Source organism: Nioella nitratireducens (assembly GCF_001879715.1).
In the GTDB taxonomy this organism is placed as follows: Bacteria; Pseudomonadota; Alphaproteobacteria; order Rhodobacterales; family Rhodobacteraceae; genus Nioella; species Nioella nitratireducens.
Genome location: NZ_MNBW01000002.1, coordinates 179,561 through 198,358, shown reverse-complemented (window position 1 = coordinate 198,358; position 18,798 = coordinate 179,561). Strand labels below are relative to the sequence as shown.

The following is an 18,798-nucleotide window of genomic DNA, read 5'->3' as shown; positions in this document are numbered from 1 at the left end:
TCAATCTCGTTCCAGGATGCGCACGCGGCCATAAAGGGTCTGAGTTTCCACTCGCGTCAACCGCCAGCGCCCGTCTTCTTCTGCCGAGAACTCAACGACAAAGGGAAAATCCCGCCGCTCGGCCATATCCTCGGGGGGGAAGCCGGCGATACGGGCATAGACCCCAAGGCACAGGGCGCGGCCACTCTCCACTTCGACTGGCCCCACGCTCAAGGACGATCGCCGCCGCCCGTCAAAGACCGCGACCGACCAATCGCACAACGCCTCCAACGGGCGCGGGCGCGCCAACCGATACAGCGCGCTCATCGGGTCGATCGTGTCGCCCTGCGCGGCGGGGTCCACGTCCCACGGCTGTGGTGCATGTGCTGGGATGATGCTTTGCAGAACCGGCCCGCCGTCGGGGTAGACCAGGCTCACACGGCTGGCCCGACGTCCTGTATCAACGTCTTCGCGGTAGGACAGGGGCAGAAACGCGACGCCGATCCGCCGCCCCTCGGCGGCAAGGTCAAAGCGGATGTCGCGAAAGGCACCGGCGATCCCCGCACTCGTGACCCGCCCGGCCACGGCATAGGCGCTTTGCGTGTCGCTGGCGCGCAGCACGATTTCGGCGATGCGCAGCGGGCCGAACCGCACATCGTAGCGGGCGGTGAAGATATCCTGTGCCAAAGCGGCATGGGGAAGCAAAAGAAGAAACAGGATCAGCCGTCGCATACTGCCTCGGTCTCATGTCATTTCGCCGCGCCGGGTGGACAAGGCCCGCCCCGGCGGGGCAAAAACCTCTTCGCACCAGATGATGACGGCACACGCCCGACCCTAACCATGAAAGACGATGGATTCATGACCGAGCCGCGCCCGACCGACGATCTCTCTGCCGGAATTCTTGTCGGTGAACGCCGCGCGTTGGCTCGGGCCGTGACGCTTGTGGAAAGTACCCGCGCCGATCACCGCAAGACGGCAACAGCCCTGTTGGAGGGGCTGCGCGGCCATGGGCGGCAGGCGCTGCGCATCGGTCTGTCCGGCACGCCGGGCGTGGGCAAATCCACATTCATCGAAAGCTTTGGCATGATGCTGGTCGAGCAGGGGCTGCGCGTCGCCGTTCTGGCCGTCGATCCCAGTTCGGCCCGCTCGGGTGGGTCCATTCTGGGTGACAAGACGCGGATGGAGCAGCTCAGCCGCCAGCCAAACGCCTTTATCCGGCCCTCGCCCTCCATGAGCCACCTCGGCGGTGTGTCGCGCCGCACGCGAGAGGCGGTCAGCCTGTGCGAAGCGGCGGGGTTCGATGTCATCATCATAGAGACCGTGGGCGTCGGCCAGTCCGAGACCATGGTGGCCGAGATGTGCGACCTCTTCGTGCTGTTGCTGGCGCCCGCGGGCGGTGACGAGTTGCAGGGCGTCAAGCGCGGGATCATGGAAATCGCCGATATCATCCTGATCAACAAGGCCGATGGCGATTTGAAATCCACCGCCATGCGAACGGTGGCGGATTATTCTGGCGCGCTGCGGCTTTTGCGCAAGCGTCCGCAAGACCCCGAGGGCTTCCCCAAGGCGCTGCCGGTATCCGCGGTCGTCGGCAGCGGGCTGGAGCCCGCATGGGACGAGATGCAGGCGCTGGCCGAGTGGCGCAAGGAATCCGGTCATTGGGACGCCCGGCGCGCCGAACAGGCCCGCCACTGGTTCGAGGAAGAGGTGCGCTCGGGCCTGTTGGCGCGGCTGACCGGCGATGCGTCGATGCGCGCGAAAATGGCCCAGCTCGGCGCGGCGGTTGCAAAGGGCGAGACCTCGCCCGATGCGGCGGCGGCCGAGGCGCTGGCGGGGCTGAAGGGTTAGCGCTCCACCGGCCTGTCGTACAGGGCCAGCCCTTCCGCGCCCTTGGGCGTCAGCGCGTAGATGCCCTTTTCCACCTTGTCGAACCAGCCGTAATGGTCGTCGCGCATCAGGGTTGTGGCGCGGTCCACGCCGGTCGCGGCCTTGACGTCCCGGCCCCGTGACGGACCATGCTCTGCCAGATGTGCGGCGCAGCGCAGCGCGTCTTGCCGGTAGGCGGTCACCAGCGCTACCCGCGTCGCGCCGCCTGTATTTGGATCACCCACCCGACGCGAAAACTCTCGCAGCAGACGCTGGCGTTTCGGTTTCGAGATGCGCGGCGCGTAGGGCCCCGGATCGCAATGCGCCTCGACGAACCCGTCGCGCAGCCGCACCGTTATCAAACCCAGCCCCAATCGGCGGCAGAGCGCGGTGTTCTCTTTGAGCGCCTTGAGAAACCCGCGCCCGGTTCCGCGCGGCACCGCGACATAGACCAGATCGGTCAGCCCTTGCCGCGCCACCGCCTGGTGAAACAGCGCCAGCGAGAATCGTGTCTTCAACTCGACGATCACCGGCTCTTCGTTTTCCCGCACCGCCACCAGATCGGCCGCCCCGACCTCGGCCTTGACCTCGTATCCTTGCCCCTCCAGATAGGCCTTTACCGGCCCATAAAGCTCTGTCTCTTTCACCATGGGGGCACGCTATGCGCCGCGTGCGGGAAAGTCATGTCCCCTTGGGATGAATCGCTTGACACTTCCATGACAGCGCCTTATCCACCGCCCAGATTTGTAGGGGCGCTGACCCAGCTCAGCGCCCTTGTCCGTTTCTGAGACCCGAGGATAAGCCCATGTCGCGCGTCTGCGAATTGACCGGAAAAGGTCCGATGTCTGGCAACAATGTCAGCCATGCCAACAACAAGACCAAGCGTCGGTTTCTTCCGAACCTGAACGAAGTGACCCTTGGGTCCGACACGCTGGATCGCAGCTTCAAGCTGCGCGTGTCCGCCTCGGCTCTGCGTTCGGTCGACCACCGCGGTGGCTTGGATGCGTTCCTGGCGAAAGCCAAGGACGAAGATCTGTCCGCCAAGGCGCTGAAGATCAAGAAAGACATCGCAAAGGCACAGGCACCCGCCTGATCCTTTCGATCGTGTTTCGGCCTTAAGGCGCGGCCCCCGGAAAATCTCCGGGGGCCGTGTCATTTTTGCGCTTTTCAATCACACGCCGCGTGCCTATCTCTCGGGCATGAGACGTTTTGCTGCCCCCGCAACCGCCCTGCTGCTTGGTCTGGTTCTTGCCATGACCTCGGTCAGCATGGCCATTGCGCGTGGCGGGATGAGTCCCGCAGGCTCGATGATTCTTTGCATCAACGGCGTCGCGCAGGTCGTTCCCGTCGGGTCCGATGGGCAGCCTGCCAAAACCACCCATCCCTGTCCCGATTGCACGATGGGCGCGCTGGCCTTCAGCGAAATCGCCCCGCTCGACGTGCCTGAATGGCGTATGGCAACGCTCTACGTGCGGCCCTTCGCACTGGTCTTGCATGAGGCGCCCGTTCAGGGCGGTCAGGGGCGTGGCCCCCCATCCTTGGTCTGATCCCCGTTTATTCCAACATCAGATCATACCAAGGAGACGACCCATGTCGTTCAAACCAACCCTTCTTGCGGGCGCTATCGCCTTTGCAGCCGCTCTGCCCGCCATGGCGCAGGACATCGCCGTGACCGATGCTTATGCCCGTGCTTCCTCTGGCATGGCGCAATCTGGCGCGGCCTTCATGGAAATCACCAACAATACCGATATGGATGACCGCCTGATCGACGTCTGGTCCGACGCCGCGGCCCGTGTCGAACTGCACACCCATATCTCGGACGATAACGGCGTGATGCGCATGATGCAGGTCGAAGAGGGTTTTCCCATCGCGGCCGGCGAAACCCACGCGCTGGCGCGCGGCGGCGACCACGTGATGTTCATGGGCCTCGCCAACCCGTTCAATCAGGGTGACGAGATTCCGATCACGCTGGTTTTTGAACAGGCGGGCGAAGTGCCCGTGACCGTGGTTGTCGACAACGAGCGGACCCCGATGATGGGTGCGGGCCAGATGAACCATGGCGCAATGGGCAATGGCAACATGGGCAACGGAACCATGGGCGGCGCTGCCAGCAACTAAGGCGCGGCCCGAACTGGGCCGACCTCTCTTGTCCCTGGCAGATTCGGCTCAGGCGGCGCGCCCTTCCATCCATCGGGGCGCGCCGCAATTCGTGTCGGGCTCAGCAGCCTGTCAGGATATCGTCCACCCAGTCCGGCACCGCCGCCGAGGCCGGCCCCGCGATCACCCGGTCGAAGATGCCCGGCACGCGCGACGGCTCAAGGTTGATTTCAAGCGTCTCGGCCCCCGCCGCCCGTGCCTCCTGCACCAAGCCCGCCGCAGGGTAGACCTCGCCCGAGGTGCCGATCGAGACGAACAGGTCGGCCTGAAACAGCGCCTCTGCGATGGCGTCCATGTGATAGGGAATTTCGCCGAACCAGACGATATCGGGCCGGATGCGGGGCGCGCCACAGCCGGGGCAGGGGGCGTCGGCGTCCATTTCGCGCGGCGCGGGCCAGCGGTGATCACAGGCGGCACAAAGCGCCCCCGATAGCGCCCCGTGCATGTGCAGCAGGTTGCGGCTGCCCGCGCGTTCGTGCAGGTCGTCGACGTTCTGCGTCACCACCAGCACCTCGCCCGGCCAGTCCGCCTCCAGCCGCGCCAGCGCACTGTGGGCGGCGTTGGGGCGGGCATCCAGCGCGTTGGCGCGGCGCGCGTTGTAGAAATCATGCACCAGCGCGGGGTTGCGGGCAAAGCCCTCGGGCGTGGCGACCTCGGTCAGATCGTAGCGCGTCCACAGCCCGTCCTTGTCGCGAAAGGTGCCAAGCCCGCTTTCGGCGGAAATTCCCGCGCCGGTCAGGATGACGATGCGCTCTGGTTTCAGTCCGGGCATGGCATCTCGTCGCGCCGCGTGTCGCAGACGCCTGCCTCCTGCAGGTAGGCGATCCACTGCCGCAATTCGTCCTGCTCGGGGCCGTCGTGCCACGCGATCTGTACGACATAGAGTGCATCGCGCCCCGCGATGGCCTGCGTCAGGAACACTTCCTGCGGCGGGGCATCCTGTTCGGCAGCGGGGCAGACGTAGAACGCTGCCGCCGCAGGCAACCCATCGACCGGCTCTTGCCCCAGCAGGTTGCCGCCGCTTCCGGGGCACGCCTCGCTCAGCGCCGTCCCAAGCTGCCCCAGATAGGCCACCGGGTCGGCATCGCCTGCCTCGCGGAAAATCTGGATCGTCAGCATCCGTGTCCAGTCTTCGACCGTTTCGCCTTCTGGCACATATTCCGAGATCGTGTCGCTGCCGCGTGTGGCCTGATAGCCTTCTTCGAACCCCGTCGGCAGGCGCAGCAACAGGTTTTCGCCCGAAAACGTTGTCTGCGCACTGGCCGGTTGACCTGTCAGCAGGGCGAGGGAACAAAAGATGAGAAACCGCATGAGACCTCCGGGTCGGGGAAAGGGAACCCGCATGGAATACACGAGTCGCGCCGACAATATCCTGTGTGTGTGTCTGGGAAATATCTGCCGCTCGCCGACGGGCGAGGGCATCTTGCGGGCCGTGCTGCCCGACGCCCATATCGACAGCGCGGGCACATCCGGCTGGCATATCGGGGATGCCCCCTATGGCCCGATGCAGGATGCGGCGCGGGCACGCGGCTATGACCTGGGCGGCCAGCGCGCGCGGCAGATCAACCCCGAAGATTTCCATCGCTTCGATCTTGTCCTTGCCATGGACCGCAACAATCTGCGCGATCTGCAAGACATCCGGCCAGCGAGCGGCACGGCCCGGTTGGAATTGTTCCTGTCGGTCTTGCCCGAGGGGCCAGAGGACGTGCCCGACCCATACTACACCCGCGATTTCGACGCGGTGGTGTCGCTGATCGAACAGGCGGCGCAGGCGTGGGCGGTCAGGCTTGGCTAATGCATGTCAGGCAAAAGCGGGAACCGGTCGTGCACTCTTGGGGAATGCGACATCAATAGGCCGGAGTGCGGCGCGTGAATGCATACGAACGCGACACGCACAACGCGTCAGCCGCACATCGCTTCGGCGGTCTCGCCAAAGTGCTGGTAGCTTGCCCAGAAATCCACGTCACGACGGCTCGCCGACATGCGCGTCACCTCGGCGCGGTCCGGGTCGCTGAACAGGCGCGCGGCCTGTCGTTGTTCGCCGAAGTTGAGCGTTTGACGCGCCGCGTTTCCGATGCAGGCACAAAGGGACGGCGTCGCAGCGGTGCGGCCTGACGACATGCAGGCCCGTTCCACCGGATTGGCGTTCAGCGGCGCCCCGCTCAGAAGAAACAGCGTCAAGATGAGGGTGAATTTTCTGCCCATGCCCATAGCCCTGTTCCGTTGTCCCGGTCCCGGCGCAAGGCCGGTATCGACGGGTCCCATTCCGTCGATGCCCGCACTCTGGCGAAGCGGCAACCGTGGCGCAATCGGCGATGCGCCACGGCGGGTTTTTGGGCGGATTTGCGCGGATCAGGCGGCGGGGCGCTGCATCCGGGCCAGAACGATCTCGTCCGACAGCTTGTTGGGCGAAAGATCGCGCGCCACGGCCCGGCTCAGGATCGCGTCCAGCGTCGCCTCCGCTTCGGCCAGTTTCTCGGCGACGAAGCCCGCACGGTCATGGATTCGCAGGATCTCGGTCGCCACGTTGATGATCCCGCCCGCATTGGCCACGTAATCCGGCGCATAGAGGATGCCGCGCTTGTGCAGCGCGTCGCCATCCGCCGGGGTCGCCAACTGGTTGTTCGCGCTGCCCGCCACGGCCTTGACCTGCAACAGCGGGATGGTCTCGGCGTTCAGGATGCCGCCAATGGCGCAGGGGGCAAGGATGTCGGCCTTGGCCGTCACGATCTGGGTGGGGTCCAGAACCGTGGCCCCGAACCGCTCGGATGCCTTCTGTGCGCGGGCCGGGCTGATATCGGCCACCGACAGGGTGGCCCCCGCCGCGTGCACCTGTGCCGCCAGATCCCAGCCGACATGCCCCAGCCCCTGCACCGCCACATGGCGCCCGGTCAGGTCGGCGCTGCCCAAGCGGTGCTTGGCCGTGCAGCGGATCGCGTTGAAAATCCCCTTGGCCGTGACGGGCGACGGGTCGCCGCTGGCAAACTCTCCATCCGGCAGGCCCGCGACAAAGCGGGTCGCGCTGGCGATCACCGCCATGTCGGCGGGGCTCATGCCCATGTCCTCGGCGGTCCAGTAACGGCCACGCAGCGCGGCGATGGCGCTGCCGAAGGCGGCCAGCATCGCGTCGGTCTTGTCGGTGCCCGGATCGCCAATGATCACCGCCTTGCCGCCGCCAAGCGGCAGGCCCGCCGCCGCGTTCTTGAAGGTCATGCCATGGCTCAGGCGCAGCGCATCGGTCAGCGCGGCCTCTTCGCTGTCATAGCGCCGCATCCGCAGCCCGCCCGCCGCGGGGCCCAGCTGGGTTGAATGGATGGCGATAAAACCGACCAGGCCGGTCTCTGCATCGCTGACGCGCAACACCTCTTCATGGGATGGGGTCGGGATCGGGGTAAGGTCCATGGTGTCTCCTCCTCTTTGCTAGAGGATAGCCGCGCAGCACGAGGGATTGACGCCAAACTGCGTTCCCATTTCCGTAAGGTGTGATAATATCCACCAATATTGGCCGAATATGGAGGGGAAAGCTGCAATGGATAGCGTTGACCGACGGATTCTTGCCACCCTACAGGCCGATGGCCGCGTGCCCGTCACCGATCTGGCAGAACGGGTGGGCCTGTCCCCCACGCCCTGTGCCCGCCGCATGGCAAGGATGGAGGCCGACGGCATCATCACCGGCTATGCCGCCAAGGTAGACCCGGAAAAACTGGGCTTCCCGATCACGGTCTTCGTCTTCGCCGAGCTGGAGCGCCAATCGCGCGACGCGCTGGAGCAGTTCGAGCGCGCGGTGCAGCGGTTCCCGGAAGTGCTGGAATGTCACCTGATGACCGGTAGCCGCGACATCCTGCTGAAAATCGCCGCCCGCGACCTGCGCAGTTTCGACGATTTCCTTGAGCAGGACCTGATGCGCGTGACCGGCCTGCGCTCCACCCGCACCAGCTTTTCCCTGCGCGCGATGGTCAACCGGGATATCAGCCCGAAGGTCGGCTAACCCGCCCACATCCGCAGCAGGTTGCTGCGGGTCTTGGACAGCCGCAGCAATTGCGCGGGGTCGGCCCCCCGCGCTGTTTCTGCGGCGATGGATTCGTCCAGATCGAACAGGATGTCCCGTTTGGCCGGGTCGCGCACCCAGCTTGTGACCCAGCCGACAATCGCCACGCGCTGGCCCTCTGTCACAGGCTCTACCCGGTGCAGCGTGTCCGACGGGTAGACGATGGCCTGTCCCGGCTCCGGCTTGAAGCCGCGCTCTTCCACTCGGTCCTGCACAACCAGGGCGCCGCCCTCGTAGGCGTCGGGCGCGGTCAGCGGGATGGTAAAGGACACATCCGTGCGTGCCCCCGCCATCAGCGCATCATCCACATGGGTTCCATAGGCCTGCCCGCCCGCATAGGCCGAGATCAGCAGCCGCACCACCGCCCTGGGCCGTGCGACGGACTGAAAGCCGGGATGCGCCCACAGGGTCCTTTCGACCTTTTTCAGCACCGCGTCGCGGTCGGGCGAGGGCGCGGCCTGCGCATTGTTCTTCACAAGCCGCGCCAGGGGGCCGGCGGTGGTGTGCCCGTCCTCGAAATCCAACTCCGCCACGGCGGCCCGCAGGGCGGCCACGGTCGGCGCGTCAAACACGCCGTCGATCAGGTGAAACACCGCCGTCCCTCCTCAGTCCAGCCGCAGACCGGCGATTTCGATCCGCGCAGCCGCCCCGGCCAGAACCGACGCGTCCACGGCATCGACTGTGGTGGCGTTCAGGCTGGGGAACAGCGCCCAGACATCGGCCATCGCGGCAACCCCGCGCGCTCCGGCCTGCGCCACCTCGGCATCCTCCGCACCCGCCAGCGCCTGCAACCGTTCCTCGGCCACTTTCGCAAAGCCCCACGCATCGCGGTATTCATGGGGGGAAATCACGTCGCCCTCGTAAACCCCGGCTTCGTAATCGCCATACGCGGCACGCACCAAGGCTTCGGCGGCATGGACCGTTTCCGAGGCATCGGCCCCGGCATAGGCCGCCAGCAGGGCCTGATGCACCACGGCAAAACGGTCGGCGACCACCAGCGCATCGGCACCGCTGTCGATGGCTTCGGCAAAGGCCATCGCCTCTTCCTCGAACCCGTCGGCACCGAAGGAGGCCAGCCCGCCCGCGATATCGTCGTAGTGGGCATGGTGCGATCCGGCCAGTTGGTCCTGCGCTTCCCCGATTTCTCCAAGCGCATAAAGATCCGCCACGATCCGCAGGCTGGCATCGAAAAAGCCGATGCTGGTCAGCATCGCAACGCGGGGATCAAGCCCCTCGGTCGCGGCACCTTCACCGCCTTCGCCACCTTCCCCCGCGGCCAGCAGGGGCGAAGCCATCACCGTTCCCGCAGCGCCAATCAGCAGCGCGCGCCGGGCCACGACCATCCGTGGCGCCTTGTTCAATTCGTCGGACATGTGCGTCTCCTATTTCCGAGTGATTTGCTTGGTAATTTTCCCGACTATTGAAGTCAAGTAATTCACTCAGGTTTTTCCACCCTCCCGGTTCCGTCCCGATCCCGCGACAGAATCCGCCTATCGCCGGACGTTGAATCCCTCGGGCAGATCCACGGTATCGCTGTCCAGGTGCACGATTTCGACTTCGGCCACGCGCGCCGCCTCCGGGCCCGCATGCAAGGTTGCGATCATCGCCCGCACCTCCGCCTCCGGCCCGCCGATCAGCGCGATCACCGACCCGTCGGGGTCGTTGCGCACCCATCCGCACAGCCCCCGCCGCTCGGCCTCGGCCTGCGTCCAGCCCCGGAACCACACGCCCTGCACCCGACCAGTCACCCTTGCTGTCACCACGATGCTGTCAGCCATTGACCAACCTTCAAAACCTAGACATATCACCGGATCATGACCGACCTTGATCACATCCGCAATTTCTCCATCGTGGCGCATATCGACCACGGCAAATCCACGCTTGCTGACCGGCTGATCCAGCTGACCGGCACGGTGGCCGAACGCGACATGAAAGAGCAGATGCTCGACGCGATGGATATCGAGCGGGAACGCGGTATCACCATCAAGGCCAACACCGTGCGCATCGAGTATCCGGCGCAAGATGGCGAGACCTATGTGCTCAACCTGATCGACACCCCCGGCCATGTCGACTTCGCCTACGAGGTCAGCCGTTCGATGCAGGCCGTCGAAGGCTCTCTTCTGGTCGTGGACGCGAGCCAGGGCGTCGAGGCGCAGACCCTCGCCAATGTCTACCAGGCCATCGACGCGGATCATGAGATCGTGCCGGTTCTGAACAAGGTCGACCTTCCGGCAGCAGAGCCCGAGCGCGTGGCCGAACAGATCGAGGACGTGATCGGCATCGACGCCAGCGACGCCGTGCTGATTTCCGCCAAGACCGGCGTCGGCATCCCGGACGTGCTGGAGGCCATCGTCAAGCGCCTGCCCGCGCCCAAGGGCACCCGCGATGCGCCGCTCAAGGCGATGCTCGTGGACAGTTACTATGACTCTTACCTCGGTGTCGTCGTCATCATCCGTGTCATCGACGGGGTTATCAAGAAGGGCGACCGCATCCGCATGATGAAGACCGGCGGCACCTACCCGGTGGACCGCCTCGGCGTCTTCAAGCCCGCCATGCAGAACATCGCGGACCTCGGACCGGGAGAGATCGGCTTCCTCACCGCCTCGATCAAGCAGGTCCGCGACACCCGCGTCGGCGACACCATCACGCATGAGAAGAAACCCTGCGAGAAAGCTCTTCCGGGCTTCAAACCCTCGCAGCCGGTTGTTTTCTGCGGCCTCTTCCCCGTGGATTCCGCCGAATTCGAAGACCTGCGCGACGCGATCGAGAAACTGGCGCTGAACGACGCCTCCTTCAGCTACGAGATGGAAACCTCCGCCGCGCTCGGCTTCGGCTTCCGCTGCGGCTTCCTCGGGCTCTTGCACCTCGAAGTCATCCGCGACCGGATCGAACGCGAATACGATATCGACCTGATCACCACGGCCCCCTCGGTGATCTACCATGTCTACATGAAGGACGGGACGATGCAGGAGCTGCACAACCCCGCCGACATGCCCGACCTGACCTATGTCGATCACATTGAAGAACCGCGGATCAAGGCGACCATCCTCGTGCCCGACGAGTATCTCGGCGACGTGCTGAAACTCTGCCAGGATCGTCGCGGCATCCAGCTTGACCTGACCTATGCGGGCAGCCGCGCCATGGTGGTCTATGACCTGCCGCTGAACGAAGTGGTGTTCGACTTCTACGACCGCCTGAAATCGGTGACCAAGGGCTATGCGTCGTTCGATTACCAGATGGAAGGCTACCGGCAGGACTACCTCGTCAAGATGCAGATCCTTGTGAACGACGAGCCGGTCGATGCGCTTTCCACCATGGTACACCGCGACCGCGCCGAGATGCGGGGCCGCGCCATGTGCGAAAAGCTCAAGGATCTGATCCCGCGCCACATGTTCAAGATCCCGATCCAGGCCGCCATCGGCGGCCGCGTCATCGCCCGCGAAACGCTGGCCGCCCTGCGCAAGGACGTGACCGCCAAATGCTACGGCGGCGACGCCACAAGGAAGCGCAAGCTTCTGGACAAGCAGAAAGCGGGCAAGAAGAAGATGCGCCAGTTCGGCAAGGTCGAGATCCCGCAAAGCGCGTTCATCAATGCGTTGAAGATGGATAACTGAGGTCGCGTCGCGCGTGTGGCTTGGGGTCCCCGCTTTCGCGGGGATGACAGGCGAAGGGCCTGAACGGAGCACATGTCATCCCCGCGAAAGCGGGGACCCCCCAACATCCACTCCACCGTTAACTCCCACTTAACTCTCCGCGCTCCATCCTGCGCCCATGCGGGACCATAGCTATTTCACCTATATCCTGACCAACCGGCCGAATGGAACGCTCTACACCGGCGTCACCAACACTCTTGAGCGTCGGGTTGTCGAACACAGACAGGGCAGGGCCAACAGCTTCACGCGCAGGTACAATCTGCACCGCTTGGTCTGGTTCGAGCCGCACGCGGATATCCGCGAGGCCATTCTGCGCGAAAAGCGGATCAAGAAGTGGAACAGGGCGTGGAAGGTGGAGATGATTGAAGCAATGAACCCGGACTGGCGCGACCTGGCGACCGAGCTGCGCCTTTAGCGCCCCCTGTCATCCCCGCGAAAGCGGGGACCACCATCCATACGCACCAAACTTCATTTAGCGTACAAGCCGAGTCCCGAGAGATACCCGCTTTCGCGGGCATGACAGCGCGAAAGGTTGATCGATACACCTGTCATCCCCGCGAAAGCGGGGACCACCATCCATACGCACCACACGTCATTTAGCGTACAAGGCGAGTCCCGAGAGATACCCGCTTACGCGGGCATGACAGCCCGAACGGTTGATCGCTACACCTGTCATCCCCGCGAAAGCGGGGACCTCAAGTCAAGCAAAGCGCTCTTCCAAAGCGCGCTGTTATTGAGAATTCGGACTGCCGTCTGGGTGAACAACACATGGAATAGCAGCACGATAGACCTCACTCGATAGACCTAGGCGGATTTGTTCCAGCATTCCCATCAATGTGATGTATATTCTATCCGCGTCATTCAGTGCTTCCGCGACAATTTCAGGGGTTACAGCGGTGCGTTCGCGACGAAATTCAGGGTTTCCATTGCGCTTCTCTTTGTGAAGATAATCGACTCTTAGGAATCCTTCAGGGGTTCCAACGAAAGCTCCATGAACGGCAATATGTCTGTTGTTCGTAAACTGCTTTATCCAATCACAAAGGGCCTTCAGATCTTTCTGAAAGCCATAGTCACCCGCTTTGCTTGACGCGCTTTCCAATTGAATTCTAAGGTCAGCGGTCCCCAGTTTTCTCGTTGTACTGTAGCTTGCGAACCAATCGGGGTCCGACGGGTTTTTCCCTTTTAGGCAGACCAAAAGTCCACAAGCCAGCAGCTCGATATGCGCACAAGTTTGCACGTAGGTGCCGAGTTCGAGCAAAAAGCGCCGAGGCAGCAACTTTTCTATGTGATGCGCCATTTCGGCTGACACTTTCCAGATTCTCGGATCATATTATGTCCAAGATAACCGATCGGAGACTGGGCGCAAATCTCCCACCCTGACCCAAATCAAAGCCCCCCGCCTTCCCACCGGCTAGGACATCCCCCATGTCCTATCTTCTCCTCCTCCTCCACCTCTTCATCGGCGCCACCCTTGCGGGCGTGTTCCTCGTCATCGCTCTTGTCGCGGGATGGGTGGGGGCCGTTCCGATCACGGCGGCGGTTCTCGGCGGCTTCGTCCTGGCCTTTCCCGCCGCGTGGGTCGTCGCGCGGGCCATGGGCGGAAAGTGAATTTCGTCTGCACGGGGGGTGCACAGGGGGTGTACGGGGGGTGTACGCATGGCACCCCCCTGTTTTCGGGGCTGCAACGGCGACACACTCAAATATTCATACCTGTGAATTTTTGTCGCAATCGTGACGCGAATCCGCTAGGCTTCGGGGACGAACAGGGAGGATACTCATGAAAAAAATGCTTGTTTCGGCGGCACTTGTCGCCATGTCGACCTGTGGGGCCTTGGCCGAGGGCGTGGCCCACCACGTGGCCATCCATGTCGACCAGAACGACCCGCAGGTGATGAACATGGCGCTCAACAACGCCGTCAACGTCTCTACCTACTACGCCGCGCAAGGCGACACCGTGGAAATCGAGCTCGTCGCCTACGGCCCTGGCCTTAACATGTTGATTCCAGGGAGAAGTCCGGTTGCTGACCGGATCGAAACCATGACCCTTGGGATGGACAATCTGGCCTTTTCGGCCTGCGGCAACACCCACCGGCGGATGAGCGAGGCGGCGGGCGAAGAGGTGCCGCTTTTCGACGGCGTCAGCATCACGCCGTCAGGCGTTGTGCGGCTGATCGAGTTGCAGGAAGATGGCTACGCCTACATCCGGCCCTGAGACCTGCGCGGTCCTGCCCTCTGCCCAAGCGGGTGGCAGGGTTCTATAGCGGAGAAAACCCCTTCTATCGGAGTTCTCCGCCATGACCTGCCCCCTCTGCGCCGCCGACGCGCCGCTCACCGTCTTTGCCGTCACCGGCGGCCCCGAGGGTGCGACCGTTGAGATCTGCGACACCTGCATTTCCCAGATCGACGGCACGCCTGACCCCAACCACTGGCGCGGGTTGGCATCGTCCATGTGGTCCGAGGAACCGGCGGTTCAGGTGCTGTCGGCCCGGATGCTGGCGCGGCTCTCGACCGAGGAATGGGCCCGCGATCTGGCCGATCAGCTCTGGCTGGACGATGACATGCGCGCCTGGGTCGAAAATGTGCCACAGGAAAGCGCCCACAAGGACAGCAACGGCGTTCCCTTGACCCAAGGCGATACGGTGGTCTTGATCAAGGACTTGCCCGTCAAGGGCGGTGGCTTCACCGCGAAACGTGGCACGGCCGTGCGGGGGATTTCGCTGGTTCAAGATAACCCGGCCCATATCGAGGGTCGTGTCGAAGGGCAGCGCATCGTCATCCTGACCGAGTTCGTCAAGAAGCGCTGATACCGATAGCCGGGCGAAAATACACGCCCCTGCACCCGGTTCGACTTGGCCCATGACAAGGTGCACCGCCTTTGGTGTGCCATCCTCCTGCCGGGATGCGGGCCATTGTGCCGGCATGGGCCACCGCACGGAAGATCAGGGCAGTTTCAGGCGTCCAGGAACGCGCGGATCGCGGCCTCGAACTCTCGTGGTTTGTCTGCGTGAAGCCAATGGCCCGCGCCGGGGATCTTCGCAAACCGCGCCTTGGGAAAATACCCCCGGATGCGGTCGCGGTGTTCGGGCAGGACATAATCCGACTCGGCCCCCGACAGCATCAGGACCGGCCCGTCGAACTGGCCCGAGACGTCCTCGGGCCAGCCGGTGATCTTGTCCATGTCCGCTTCCAGAACGTCGTGGTTCAGCCGCCAACGCTTGCCCTTCACGTCCAGCGATTGCAGCAGGAAGGCGCGCACGCCATCCTCGGCCACCAGCGGTTGCAACTGGGCATCGGCATCGCGCCGGGTCTCGATGCGCGACAGGTCCACCGACCGCATCGCCTCGATCAGGTGGGACTGGCTGTGGCCATAGGGCACAGGTGCGATGTCGGCCACGACCAGACGATGCACAAGATCTGGCTGAGTCAGGGCCAGCATCATCGCGGCCTTCCCACCCATGGAATGGCCCAGCACATCCGCGTTGCCGCCATGGGCCGCGATCACCTCGGCCAGATCGGCGGCAAGGTCGACATAGCTGTGGCTTGCCGCGAAACCGCTTTCCCCATGGTTGCGCATGTCGACGCTCAGCACTTGCCGCGTGTCGGACAGGCGTTTTGCAACAACGTTCCAGTTCCGCGCCGAGCCGAACAGGCCATGCGCGATCAACAGGGGCGGTCGGTCGGTCGGATCACCGGTGAGGGTCGTGGTCAGCATTGTTCCGGGTTAGCCCATTCCCGCGCGTCGTGCCAGAGCCGTTGAGGCCGCCGCCCCATAGCGATATCCTGTGTCGGGTTTCAGGGGGCGTGGCGGGATGGCTGATCTTCACGAGCTGCAAGGGACGGCGGACAGGCTGGCCGCGTTGATGCGGGACAAGCTGGATGTGCGGGCCGACAGTCTGGACAGGGCACTGCATCAGGCCGGGCGCCGCCTGCCCCGTGCGCGGCGTGCCGACGGGGCGCTGATCCTTGCGGCGCTCGAACGGGCGCAACACCCGCGATTGGCGCGGGTGACCGACGGCACGGGGGCCGCGCAGGCCGCCCGTCGGATCGAAGCGTGGTTGAAGCAGAGCGACCCCCAAACCCGCCGCGCGCGGGCGCGGGCAGGGTTGTTGGGCGAGATTGCCTTTCGAATTTTCGCGGTGCTTGTGCTGCTGATCGTCGTTCTGGTCTGGCGCGGGGGCCTTTAGCGTCCGGCCTGCGACCGCCCGCCGCATAACAGCGGATCTCTACCGACTTAGATCCCCTTTCGCGGACATCAGGACATCACGAAAGGAAACGCCATGTTCAAGGGCCTCACGCTGTCGCTCTTCCTCATCATCGCAGGCATGTTCGGGGCACCGGCCCTATTGATCGGCCTTCTCTGAACGCTTCGACTGCGACGACGGATTATCCGCCGGGGGCTGACGCCTCCGGCGGGTTTGTGTTCAGTGTTGCGGTGCCAGAAAGGTGCCGTTCCTCAGATCGCGCATGGCCTGCTGAATCTCGGCCTGCGTGTTCATGACGATCGGGCCGTGCCATGCCACCGGCTCGGCGATCGGCGCGCCGGATATGAGCAGGAAACGCACGCCCTCGGATCCCGCCTGCACCGTCACCTCATCGCCGGTGCCAAAGCGGATCAACGTCCGGTTGCCCGACAGGTCGCGCATGTTGACTTCTTGGCCCATGACTTCCTTTTCCAGCAACACGCCCTCGGGCTGCGAAGCATCGGCAAAGGCGGCCGCCCCCTCGAACACATAGGCGAAGGCCCGGCGGTAGGTGTCGATCTTGAAGGTCTTGTTGACCCCCGCAGGTATCGTCACGTCCAGGTATTGCGGATCGGCAGCGATGCCGTCGACAGGGCCACGCTTGCCCCAGAAATCACCCACGATCACCCGCACGACCGTGCCGTCATCGTCGATCACCTCGGGAATATCCTTGCCCTCGATGTCCTGATAGCGGGGGGCGGTCATCTTCAGGCTGGAGGGCAGATTGCCCCAGAGCTGAAAGCCGTGCATCTGCCCCTTGGCATTCCCCTTGGGCATTTCCTGATGCAGGATGCCCGACCCGGCGGTCATCCATTGGACCGAGCCCGCGCCAAGCTTGCCGGTGTTGCCAAGGCTGTCGCCATGCTCGACGGTTCCGGCCAGAACATAGGTGATCGTCTCGATCCCCCGATGCGGGTGCCACGGGAAGCCGCGCAGGTAGTCGGACGGCTGATCCCCTCGGAAATCGTCGAACAGCAGGAACGGGTCCAGCTCGCTCGGGTCCTGAAAGCCGAAGGCCCGGTGCAGATGCACGCCTGCGCCTTCCATGGTGGGCCGCGCAAGGCGGGCCTCTGTGACGGGTCTGATGGACATGGTCGCGTCTCCTTCTGTCCGTTTGACCTGAACCTAGGGCAGGGGCGCGCACCCGGCAATTGCGGTCCCGCAAACGGCCTATGTGCGCCATTGCAGGCGTCGCTTTCGGGAAAGACAGGGGCATGACCAGCCCCGAGGCTGGCCGGAAACGAGACAAGGGAGAGTGACCATGAAGGTCGGGTTTATCGGACTGGGAAATGTGGGTGGCAAGCTGGCGGGATCGCTCTTGCGCAACGGGGTGGAGGTCATGGTGCGCGACCTTGACGAGGGGCGCGTGGCCGATTTCGTGGCGCGCGGCGCCACCGCTGGCGACAGCCCGGCCCAGATGCTGCGCGCGTGTGAAGCGGTGATCACCTGCCTGCCGCGCCCTGACATTTCGGCGATGGTGGTCGAAGGGCCAGACGGGCTGTTGGAGGCGATGGGGCCCGGCAAGATCTGGCTGGAAATGAGCACCACCGACGAAGCCGAGGTCAAACGCCTCGGTGCCAAGGTCATCGCCGCGGGTGGTGCGGCGGTGGATTGCCCTGTCTCGGGCGGCTGTCACCGGGCGGATACCGGCAACATCTCCATCTTTGCGGGCTGTGACCGCGAGACCTTCGATCGAATCCTGCCGCTTTTGACCAAGATGGGCCGCCGGGTTCTGCATACCGGGCCGATCGGCACGGCCTCGGTCCTCAAGGTTATCACCAACTACCTCGCCACCGCCAACCTGATCTCCTGCTGCGAGGCGCTGACCGTGGCCGCCGGGGCGGGGATGGACCTCGGCACCGCCTACGAGGCGATCCGGATTTCCTCGGGCACCAGTTTCGTCCATGAAACCGAAAGCCAGGTGATCCTGAACGGCTCGCGCGATATTTCCTTTACCATGGATCTCGTGCTCAAGGATATCGGCCTGTTCCAGGAGGTCGCGGACCGGGCCAAGGTGCCGCTGGAAATGAACCCGCTGATGATCGAGATATTCAAGGACGGGATCGCGCGTTTCGGCGACCGGGAGCTGTCGCCCAATATCATCAAGCGGCTGGAAGAGGCGACGGGACTCGACATCCGATATCCCGGATTCCCTGCGGAAATGACCGATGACGAGCCCGAGGAACCGGGCTACGAGGTGCAGCGCAACGCCTGACGCCGCGTTTTTTTGTCCTGCGCAATAGGGGGGCGGGCAGGCCCCGGCCTGCCCCCGACGTCAGGCGACGACACGCCTCGTGCGTCGGCGCTGGCCTTTCAGCCCGCACCGTGCTCTAAGCCGGAAAACCGCACGAGAGGCCCGATGACCGACAACACCGAGGTTCTGGAACGGATCACCCCCAACCTGCCACGCCGGGTGATCGCGGCTGGCTCGCTTGGGGCGCTTGGGGCCTTGCTGGTCCTGATCGCGGCTACCCATCCGCCGAGCGATATCGGCTTTTCCCTGTTCCTGATCCTCGTGGGTCTTGGCAGTCTCTGGCTGGCCGTCACCTTGTGGCGTGTGTCCGGAAGGGTGCTGGAACTGACCCGCGAAGAGTTGCGGGAACAAGAAGGTCGCGTTCTGGCCCGGCTTGACAACGTGGCCAAGGTCGACCGGGGTTTCTTCGCCTTCAAACCCGCCGCCGGGTTTCGCCTGTCCCTGAAGGACAAGGCGCCGTCGGCCTATGCGCCGGGGCTGTGGTGGCGGCGTGGACGGATGGTTATGGTGGGTGGGGCGACCTCGGGCACGCAATCCAAGGCCGTGGCCGACCTCATGTCGATCCTGATCGCGCAACAACGCGGGGAGCTGTAACGCCCC

At 64.1% G+C, this 18,798-nt stretch carries 26 protein-coding genes; 14 read left to right on the top strand and 12 right to left on the bottom strand.

Features of this window, described 5'->3' with window-relative positions; translation table 11 throughout:
- Complete coding sequence (locus BKY27_RS02490; protein WP_071672850.1) at window positions 1-711, bottom strand: DUF3108 domain-containing protein; 711 nt, start codon at window positions 709-711, stop codon at window positions 1-3.
- 126 nt (window positions 712-837) lie between these two features.
- On the opposite strand from BKY27_RS02490, the gene meaB reads away from it, so the two are divergent.
- Window positions 838-1,827 carry a methylmalonyl Co-A mutase-associated GTPase MeaB gene (gene meaB, locus BKY27_RS02485; RefSeq protein WP_071672943.1) on the top strand — a complete coding sequence of 330 codons (990 nt, stop codon included), beginning with the start codon at window positions 838-840 and terminating at the stop codon, window positions 1,825-1,827.
- Here the strand turns inward: meaB and BKY27_RS02480 are convergent.
- Window positions 1,824-2,495, bottom strand: coding sequence for a DUF2161 domain-containing phosphodiesterase (locus BKY27_RS02480; RefSeq protein ID WP_071672849.1), 672 nt, complete (start codon window positions 2,493-2,495; stop codon window positions 1,824-1,826). The two genes, meaB and BKY27_RS02480, sit on opposite strands and share 4 nt — an antisense overlap.
- Window positions 2,496-2,650: 155 nt before the next feature.
- Here BKY27_RS02480 and rpmB point away from each other — a divergent pair, with 155 nt between their 5' ends.
- From rpmB to BKY27_RS02465, 3 genes are all read left to right on the top strand, one after another.
- Window positions 2,651-2,938 (top strand): 50S ribosomal protein L28, encoded by a 288-nt coding sequence (rpmB, locus tag BKY27_RS02475; protein ID WP_071672848.1) that lies wholly within the window; start codon window positions 2,651-2,653, stop codon window positions 2,936-2,938.
- Window positions 2,939-3,044: 106 nt separating this feature from the next.
- A complete protein-coding gene (locus tag BKY27_RS02470) occupies window positions 3,045-3,392 on the top strand; it encodes a hypothetical protein (protein ID WP_071672847.1) in 348 nt (115 codons plus the stop codon).
- 43 nt (window positions 3,393-3,435) lie between these two features.
- Window positions 3,436-3,963 carry a copper chaperone PCu(A)C gene (locus tag BKY27_RS02465; protein ID WP_071672846.1) on the top strand — a complete coding sequence of 176 codons (528 nt, stop codon included), beginning with the start codon at window positions 3,436-3,438 and terminating at the stop codon, window positions 3,961-3,963.
- Window positions 3,964-4,063: 100 nt separating this feature from the next.
- On the opposite strand, the gene BKY27_RS02460 is transcribed toward BKY27_RS02465, so the two are convergent.
- Together BKY27_RS02460 and BKY27_RS02455 are read right to left on the bottom strand one after the other, a co-directional pair.
- Entirely contained in the window at window positions 4,064-4,774 is a 711-nt protein-coding gene (locus BKY27_RS02460) for an NAD-dependent deacylase (protein ID WP_071672845.1), read from the bottom strand.
- Window positions 4,762-5,313 (bottom strand): hypothetical protein, encoded by a 552-nt coding sequence (locus tag BKY27_RS02455; protein ID WP_071672844.1) that lies wholly within the window; start codon window positions 5,311-5,313, stop codon window positions 4,762-4,764. The genes BKY27_RS02460 and BKY27_RS02455 overlap by 13 nt, the downstream gene beginning before the upstream one ends.
- 31 nt (window positions 5,314-5,344) lie before the next feature.
- Between BKY27_RS02455 and BKY27_RS02450 the strand changes: the two genes are divergently transcribed.
- Window positions 5,345-5,797: a low molecular weight protein-tyrosine-phosphatase gene (locus tag BKY27_RS02450; RefSeq protein WP_071672843.1), complete on the top strand. Its 453-nt coding sequence runs from the start codon at window positions 5,345-5,347 to the stop codon at window positions 5,795-5,797.
- Between the two features lie 107 nt (window positions 5,798-5,904).
- Here the strand turns inward: BKY27_RS02450 and BKY27_RS02445 are convergent, their stop codons facing one another.
- Window positions 5,905-6,207: a hypothetical protein gene (locus BKY27_RS02445; RefSeq protein ID WP_071672942.1), complete on the bottom strand. Its 303-nt coding sequence runs from the start codon at window positions 6,205-6,207 to the stop codon at window positions 5,905-5,907.
- 147 nt (window positions 6,208-6,354) lie between these two features.
- Window positions 6,355-7,404, bottom strand: coding sequence for a Glu/Leu/Phe/Val family dehydrogenase (locus BKY27_RS02440; protein ID WP_071672842.1), 1,050 nt, complete (start codon window positions 7,402-7,404; stop codon window positions 6,355-6,357).
- Between the two features lie 127 nt (window positions 7,405-7,531).
- Here BKY27_RS02440 and BKY27_RS02435 point away from each other — a divergent pair, with 127 nt between their 5' ends.
- Window positions 7,532-7,990, top strand: coding sequence for an Lrp/AsnC family transcriptional regulator (locus tag BKY27_RS02435; protein WP_071672841.1), 459 nt, complete (start codon window positions 7,532-7,534; stop codon window positions 7,988-7,990).
- Here the strand turns inward: BKY27_RS02435 and BKY27_RS02430 are convergent.
- From BKY27_RS02430 to BKY27_RS02420, 3 genes are all read right to left on the bottom strand, one after another.
- Window positions 7,987-8,643: a Fe2+-dependent dioxygenase gene (locus tag BKY27_RS02430; RefSeq protein WP_071672840.1), complete on the bottom strand. Its 657-nt coding sequence runs from the start codon at window positions 8,641-8,643 to the stop codon at window positions 7,987-7,989. The two genes, BKY27_RS02435 and BKY27_RS02430, sit on opposite strands and share 4 nt — an antisense overlap.
- A gap of 12 nt (window positions 8,644-8,655) precedes the next feature.
- A complete protein-coding gene (locus BKY27_RS02425; protein WP_071672839.1) occupies window positions 8,656-9,423 on the bottom strand; it encodes a hypothetical protein in 768 nt (255 codons plus the stop codon).
- A 117-nt stretch (window positions 9,424-9,540) separates the two neighbouring features.
- Window positions 9,541-9,828, bottom strand: coding sequence for an acylphosphatase (locus tag BKY27_RS02420; protein ID WP_071672838.1), 288 nt, complete (start codon window positions 9,826-9,828; stop codon window positions 9,541-9,543).
- A gap of 36 nt (window positions 9,829-9,864) precedes the next feature.
- Between BKY27_RS02420 and lepA the strand changes: the two genes are divergently transcribed.
- Together lepA and BKY27_RS02410 are read left to right on the top strand one after the other, a co-directional pair.
- A complete protein-coding gene (lepA, locus tag BKY27_RS02415) occupies window positions 9,865-11,664 on the top strand; it encodes a translation elongation factor 4 (protein WP_071672837.1) in 1,800 nt (599 codons plus the stop codon).
- A gap of 157 nt (window positions 11,665-11,821) precedes the next feature.
- Window positions 11,822-12,118, top strand: a complete 297-nt coding sequence (locus BKY27_RS02410) for a GIY-YIG nuclease family protein (protein ID WP_071672836.1) — start codon at window positions 11,822-11,824, stop codon at window positions 12,116-12,118.
- 315 nt (window positions 12,119-12,433) lie between these two features.
- On the opposite strand, the gene BKY27_RS19860 is transcribed toward BKY27_RS02410, so the two are convergent.
- On the bottom strand, window positions 12,434-13,000 hold the full coding sequence (locus BKY27_RS19860) for a hypothetical protein (RefSeq protein ID WP_146636149.1): 567 nt from the start codon (window positions 12,998-13,000) through the stop codon (window positions 12,434-12,436).
- A gap of 128 nt (window positions 13,001-13,128) precedes the next feature.
- On the opposite strand from BKY27_RS19860, the gene BKY27_RS02405 reads away from it, so the two are divergent.
- From BKY27_RS02405 to BKY27_RS02395, 3 genes are all read left to right on the top strand, one after another.
- Entirely contained in the window at window positions 13,129-13,311 is a 183-nt protein-coding gene (locus BKY27_RS02405) for a hypothetical protein (RefSeq protein ID WP_071672835.1), read from the top strand.
- A gap of 169 nt (window positions 13,312-13,480) precedes the next feature.
- On the top strand, window positions 13,481-13,915 hold the full coding sequence (locus BKY27_RS02400) for a DsrE family protein (RefSeq protein WP_071672834.1): 435 nt from the start codon (window positions 13,481-13,483) through the stop codon (window positions 13,913-13,915).
- 82 nt (window positions 13,916-13,997) lie between these two features.
- A complete protein-coding gene (locus BKY27_RS02395) occupies window positions 13,998-14,507 on the top strand; it encodes a PhnA domain-containing protein (protein ID WP_071672833.1) in 510 nt (169 codons plus the stop codon).
- 146 nt (window positions 14,508-14,653) lie between these two features.
- On the opposite strand, the gene BKY27_RS02390 is transcribed toward BKY27_RS02395, so the two are convergent.
- A complete protein-coding gene (locus BKY27_RS02390) occupies window positions 14,654-15,415 on the bottom strand; it encodes an alpha/beta fold hydrolase (RefSeq protein WP_071672832.1) in 762 nt (253 codons plus the stop codon).
- A 97-nt stretch (window positions 15,416-15,512) separates the two neighbouring features.
- Between BKY27_RS02390 and BKY27_RS02385 the strand changes: the two genes are divergently transcribed.
- Window positions 15,513-15,887 (top strand): hypothetical protein, encoded by a 375-nt coding sequence (locus BKY27_RS02385; protein WP_071672831.1) that lies wholly within the window; start codon window positions 15,513-15,515, stop codon window positions 15,885-15,887.
- A 237-nt stretch (window positions 15,888-16,124) separates the two neighbouring features.
- Here BKY27_RS02385 and BKY27_RS02380 read toward each other — a convergent pair whose 3' ends face one another.
- Window positions 16,125-17,036, bottom strand: a complete 912-nt coding sequence (locus BKY27_RS02380) for a pirin family protein (RefSeq protein ID WP_071672830.1) — start codon at window positions 17,034-17,036, stop codon at window positions 16,125-16,127.
- 169 nt (window positions 17,037-17,205) lie between these two features.
- On the opposite strand from BKY27_RS02380, the gene BKY27_RS02375 reads away from it, so the two are divergent.
- Together BKY27_RS02375 and BKY27_RS02370 are read left to right on the top strand one after the other, a co-directional pair.
- Entirely contained in the window at window positions 17,206-18,159 is a 954-nt protein-coding gene (locus BKY27_RS02375; RefSeq protein ID WP_071672829.1) for an NAD(P)-dependent oxidoreductase, read from the top strand.
- Window positions 18,160-18,303: 144 nt separating this feature from the next.
- Complete coding sequence (locus tag BKY27_RS02370; protein ID WP_071672828.1) at window positions 18,304-18,792, top strand: hypothetical protein; 489 nt, start codon at window positions 18,304-18,306, stop codon at window positions 18,790-18,792.
- The last annotated feature ends 6 nt before the right edge of the window (window positions 18,793-18,798 follow it).

What these genes read in the sequence shown, in the direction of transcription:
- lepA (WP_071672837.1), top strand. Translation starts at nt 9,865, where the DNA reads ATGACCGACCTTGATCACATCCGCAATTTCTCCATCGTGGCGCATATC.
- BKY27_RS02490 (WP_071672850.1), bottom strand. Translation starts at nt 711, where the DNA reads ATGCGACGGCTGATCCTGTTTCTTCTTTTGCTTCCCCATGCCGCTTTG.
- BKY27_RS02410 (WP_071672836.1), top strand. Translation starts at nt 11,822, where the DNA reads ATGCGGGACCATAGCTATTTCACCTATATCCTGACCAACCGGCCGAAT.
- BKY27_RS02455 (WP_071672844.1), bottom strand. Translation starts at nt 5,313, where the DNA reads ATGCGGTTTCTCATCTTTTGTTCCCTCGCCCTGCTGACAGGTCAACCG.
- BKY27_RS02450 (WP_071672843.1), top strand. Translation starts at nt 5,345, where the DNA reads ATGGAATACACGAGTCGCGCCGACAATATCCTGTGTGTGTGTCTGGGA.
- BKY27_RS02370 (WP_071672828.1), top strand. Translation starts at nt 18,304, where the DNA reads ATGACCGACAACACCGAGGTTCTGGAACGGATCACCCCCAACCTGCCA.
- meaB (WP_071672943.1), top strand. Translation starts at nt 838, where the DNA reads ATGACCGAGCCGCGCCCGACCGACGATCTCTCTGCCGGAATTCTTGTC.
- BKY27_RS02405 (WP_071672835.1), top strand. Translation starts at nt 13,129, where the DNA reads ATGTCCTATCTTCTCCTCCTCCTCCACCTCTTCATCGGCGCCACCCTT.
- BKY27_RS02480 (WP_071672849.1), bottom strand. Translation starts at nt 2,495, where the DNA reads ATGGTGAAAGAGACAGAGCTTTATGGGCCGGTAAAGGCCTATCTGGAG.
- BKY27_RS02425 (WP_071672839.1), bottom strand. Translation starts at nt 9,423, where the DNA reads ATGTCCGACGAATTGAACAAGGCGCCACGGATGGTCGTGGCCCGGCGC.
- BKY27_RS02470 (WP_071672847.1), top strand. Translation starts at nt 3,045, where the DNA reads ATGAGACGTTTTGCTGCCCCCGCAACCGCCCTGCTGCTTGGTCTGGTT.
- BKY27_RS02445 (WP_071672942.1), bottom strand. Translation starts at nt 6,207, where the DNA reads ATGGGCAGAAAATTCACCCTCATCTTGACGCTGTTTCTTCTGAGCGGG.
- BKY27_RS02380 (WP_071672830.1), bottom strand. Translation starts at nt 17,036, where the DNA reads ATGTCCATCAGACCCGTCACAGAGGCCCGCCTTGCGCGGCCCACCATG.
- BKY27_RS02420 (WP_071672838.1), bottom strand. Translation starts at nt 9,828, where the DNA reads ATGGCTGACAGCATCGTGGTGACAGCAAGGGTGACTGGTCGGGTGCAG.
- BKY27_RS02465 (WP_071672846.1), top strand. Translation starts at nt 3,436, where the DNA reads ATGTCGTTCAAACCAACCCTTCTTGCGGGCGCTATCGCCTTTGCAGCC.
- BKY27_RS02390 (WP_071672832.1), bottom strand. Translation starts at nt 15,415, where the DNA reads ATGCTGACCACGACCCTCACCGGTGATCCGACCGACCGACCGCCCCTG.
- BKY27_RS02375 (WP_071672829.1), top strand. Translation starts at nt 17,206, where the DNA reads ATGAAGGTCGGGTTTATCGGACTGGGAAATGTGGGTGGCAAGCTGGCG.
- BKY27_RS19860 (WP_146636149.1), bottom strand. Translation starts at nt 13,000, where the DNA reads ATGGCGCATCACATAGAAAAGTTGCTGCCTCGGCGCTTTTTGCTCGAA.
- rpmB (WP_071672848.1), top strand. Translation starts at nt 2,651, where the DNA reads ATGTCGCGCGTCTGCGAATTGACCGGAAAAGGTCCGATGTCTGGCAAC.
- BKY27_RS02435 (WP_071672841.1), top strand. Translation starts at nt 7,532, where the DNA reads ATGGATAGCGTTGACCGACGGATTCTTGCCACCCTACAGGCCGATGGC.
- BKY27_RS02440 (WP_071672842.1), bottom strand. Translation starts at nt 7,404, where the DNA reads ATGGACCTTACCCCGATCCCGACCCCATCCCATGAAGAGGTGTTGCGC.
- BKY27_RS02400 (WP_071672834.1), top strand. Translation starts at nt 13,481, where the DNA reads ATGAAAAAAATGCTTGTTTCGGCGGCACTTGTCGCCATGTCGACCTGT.
- BKY27_RS02385 (WP_071672831.1), top strand. Translation starts at nt 15,513, where the DNA reads ATGGCTGATCTTCACGAGCTGCAAGGGACGGCGGACAGGCTGGCCGCG.
- BKY27_RS02395 (WP_071672833.1), top strand. Translation starts at nt 13,998, where the DNA reads ATGACCTGCCCCCTCTGCGCCGCCGACGCGCCGCTCACCGTCTTTGCC.
- BKY27_RS02460 (WP_071672845.1), bottom strand. Translation starts at nt 4,774, where the DNA reads ATGCCCGGACTGAAACCAGAGCGCATCGTCATCCTGACCGGCGCGGGA.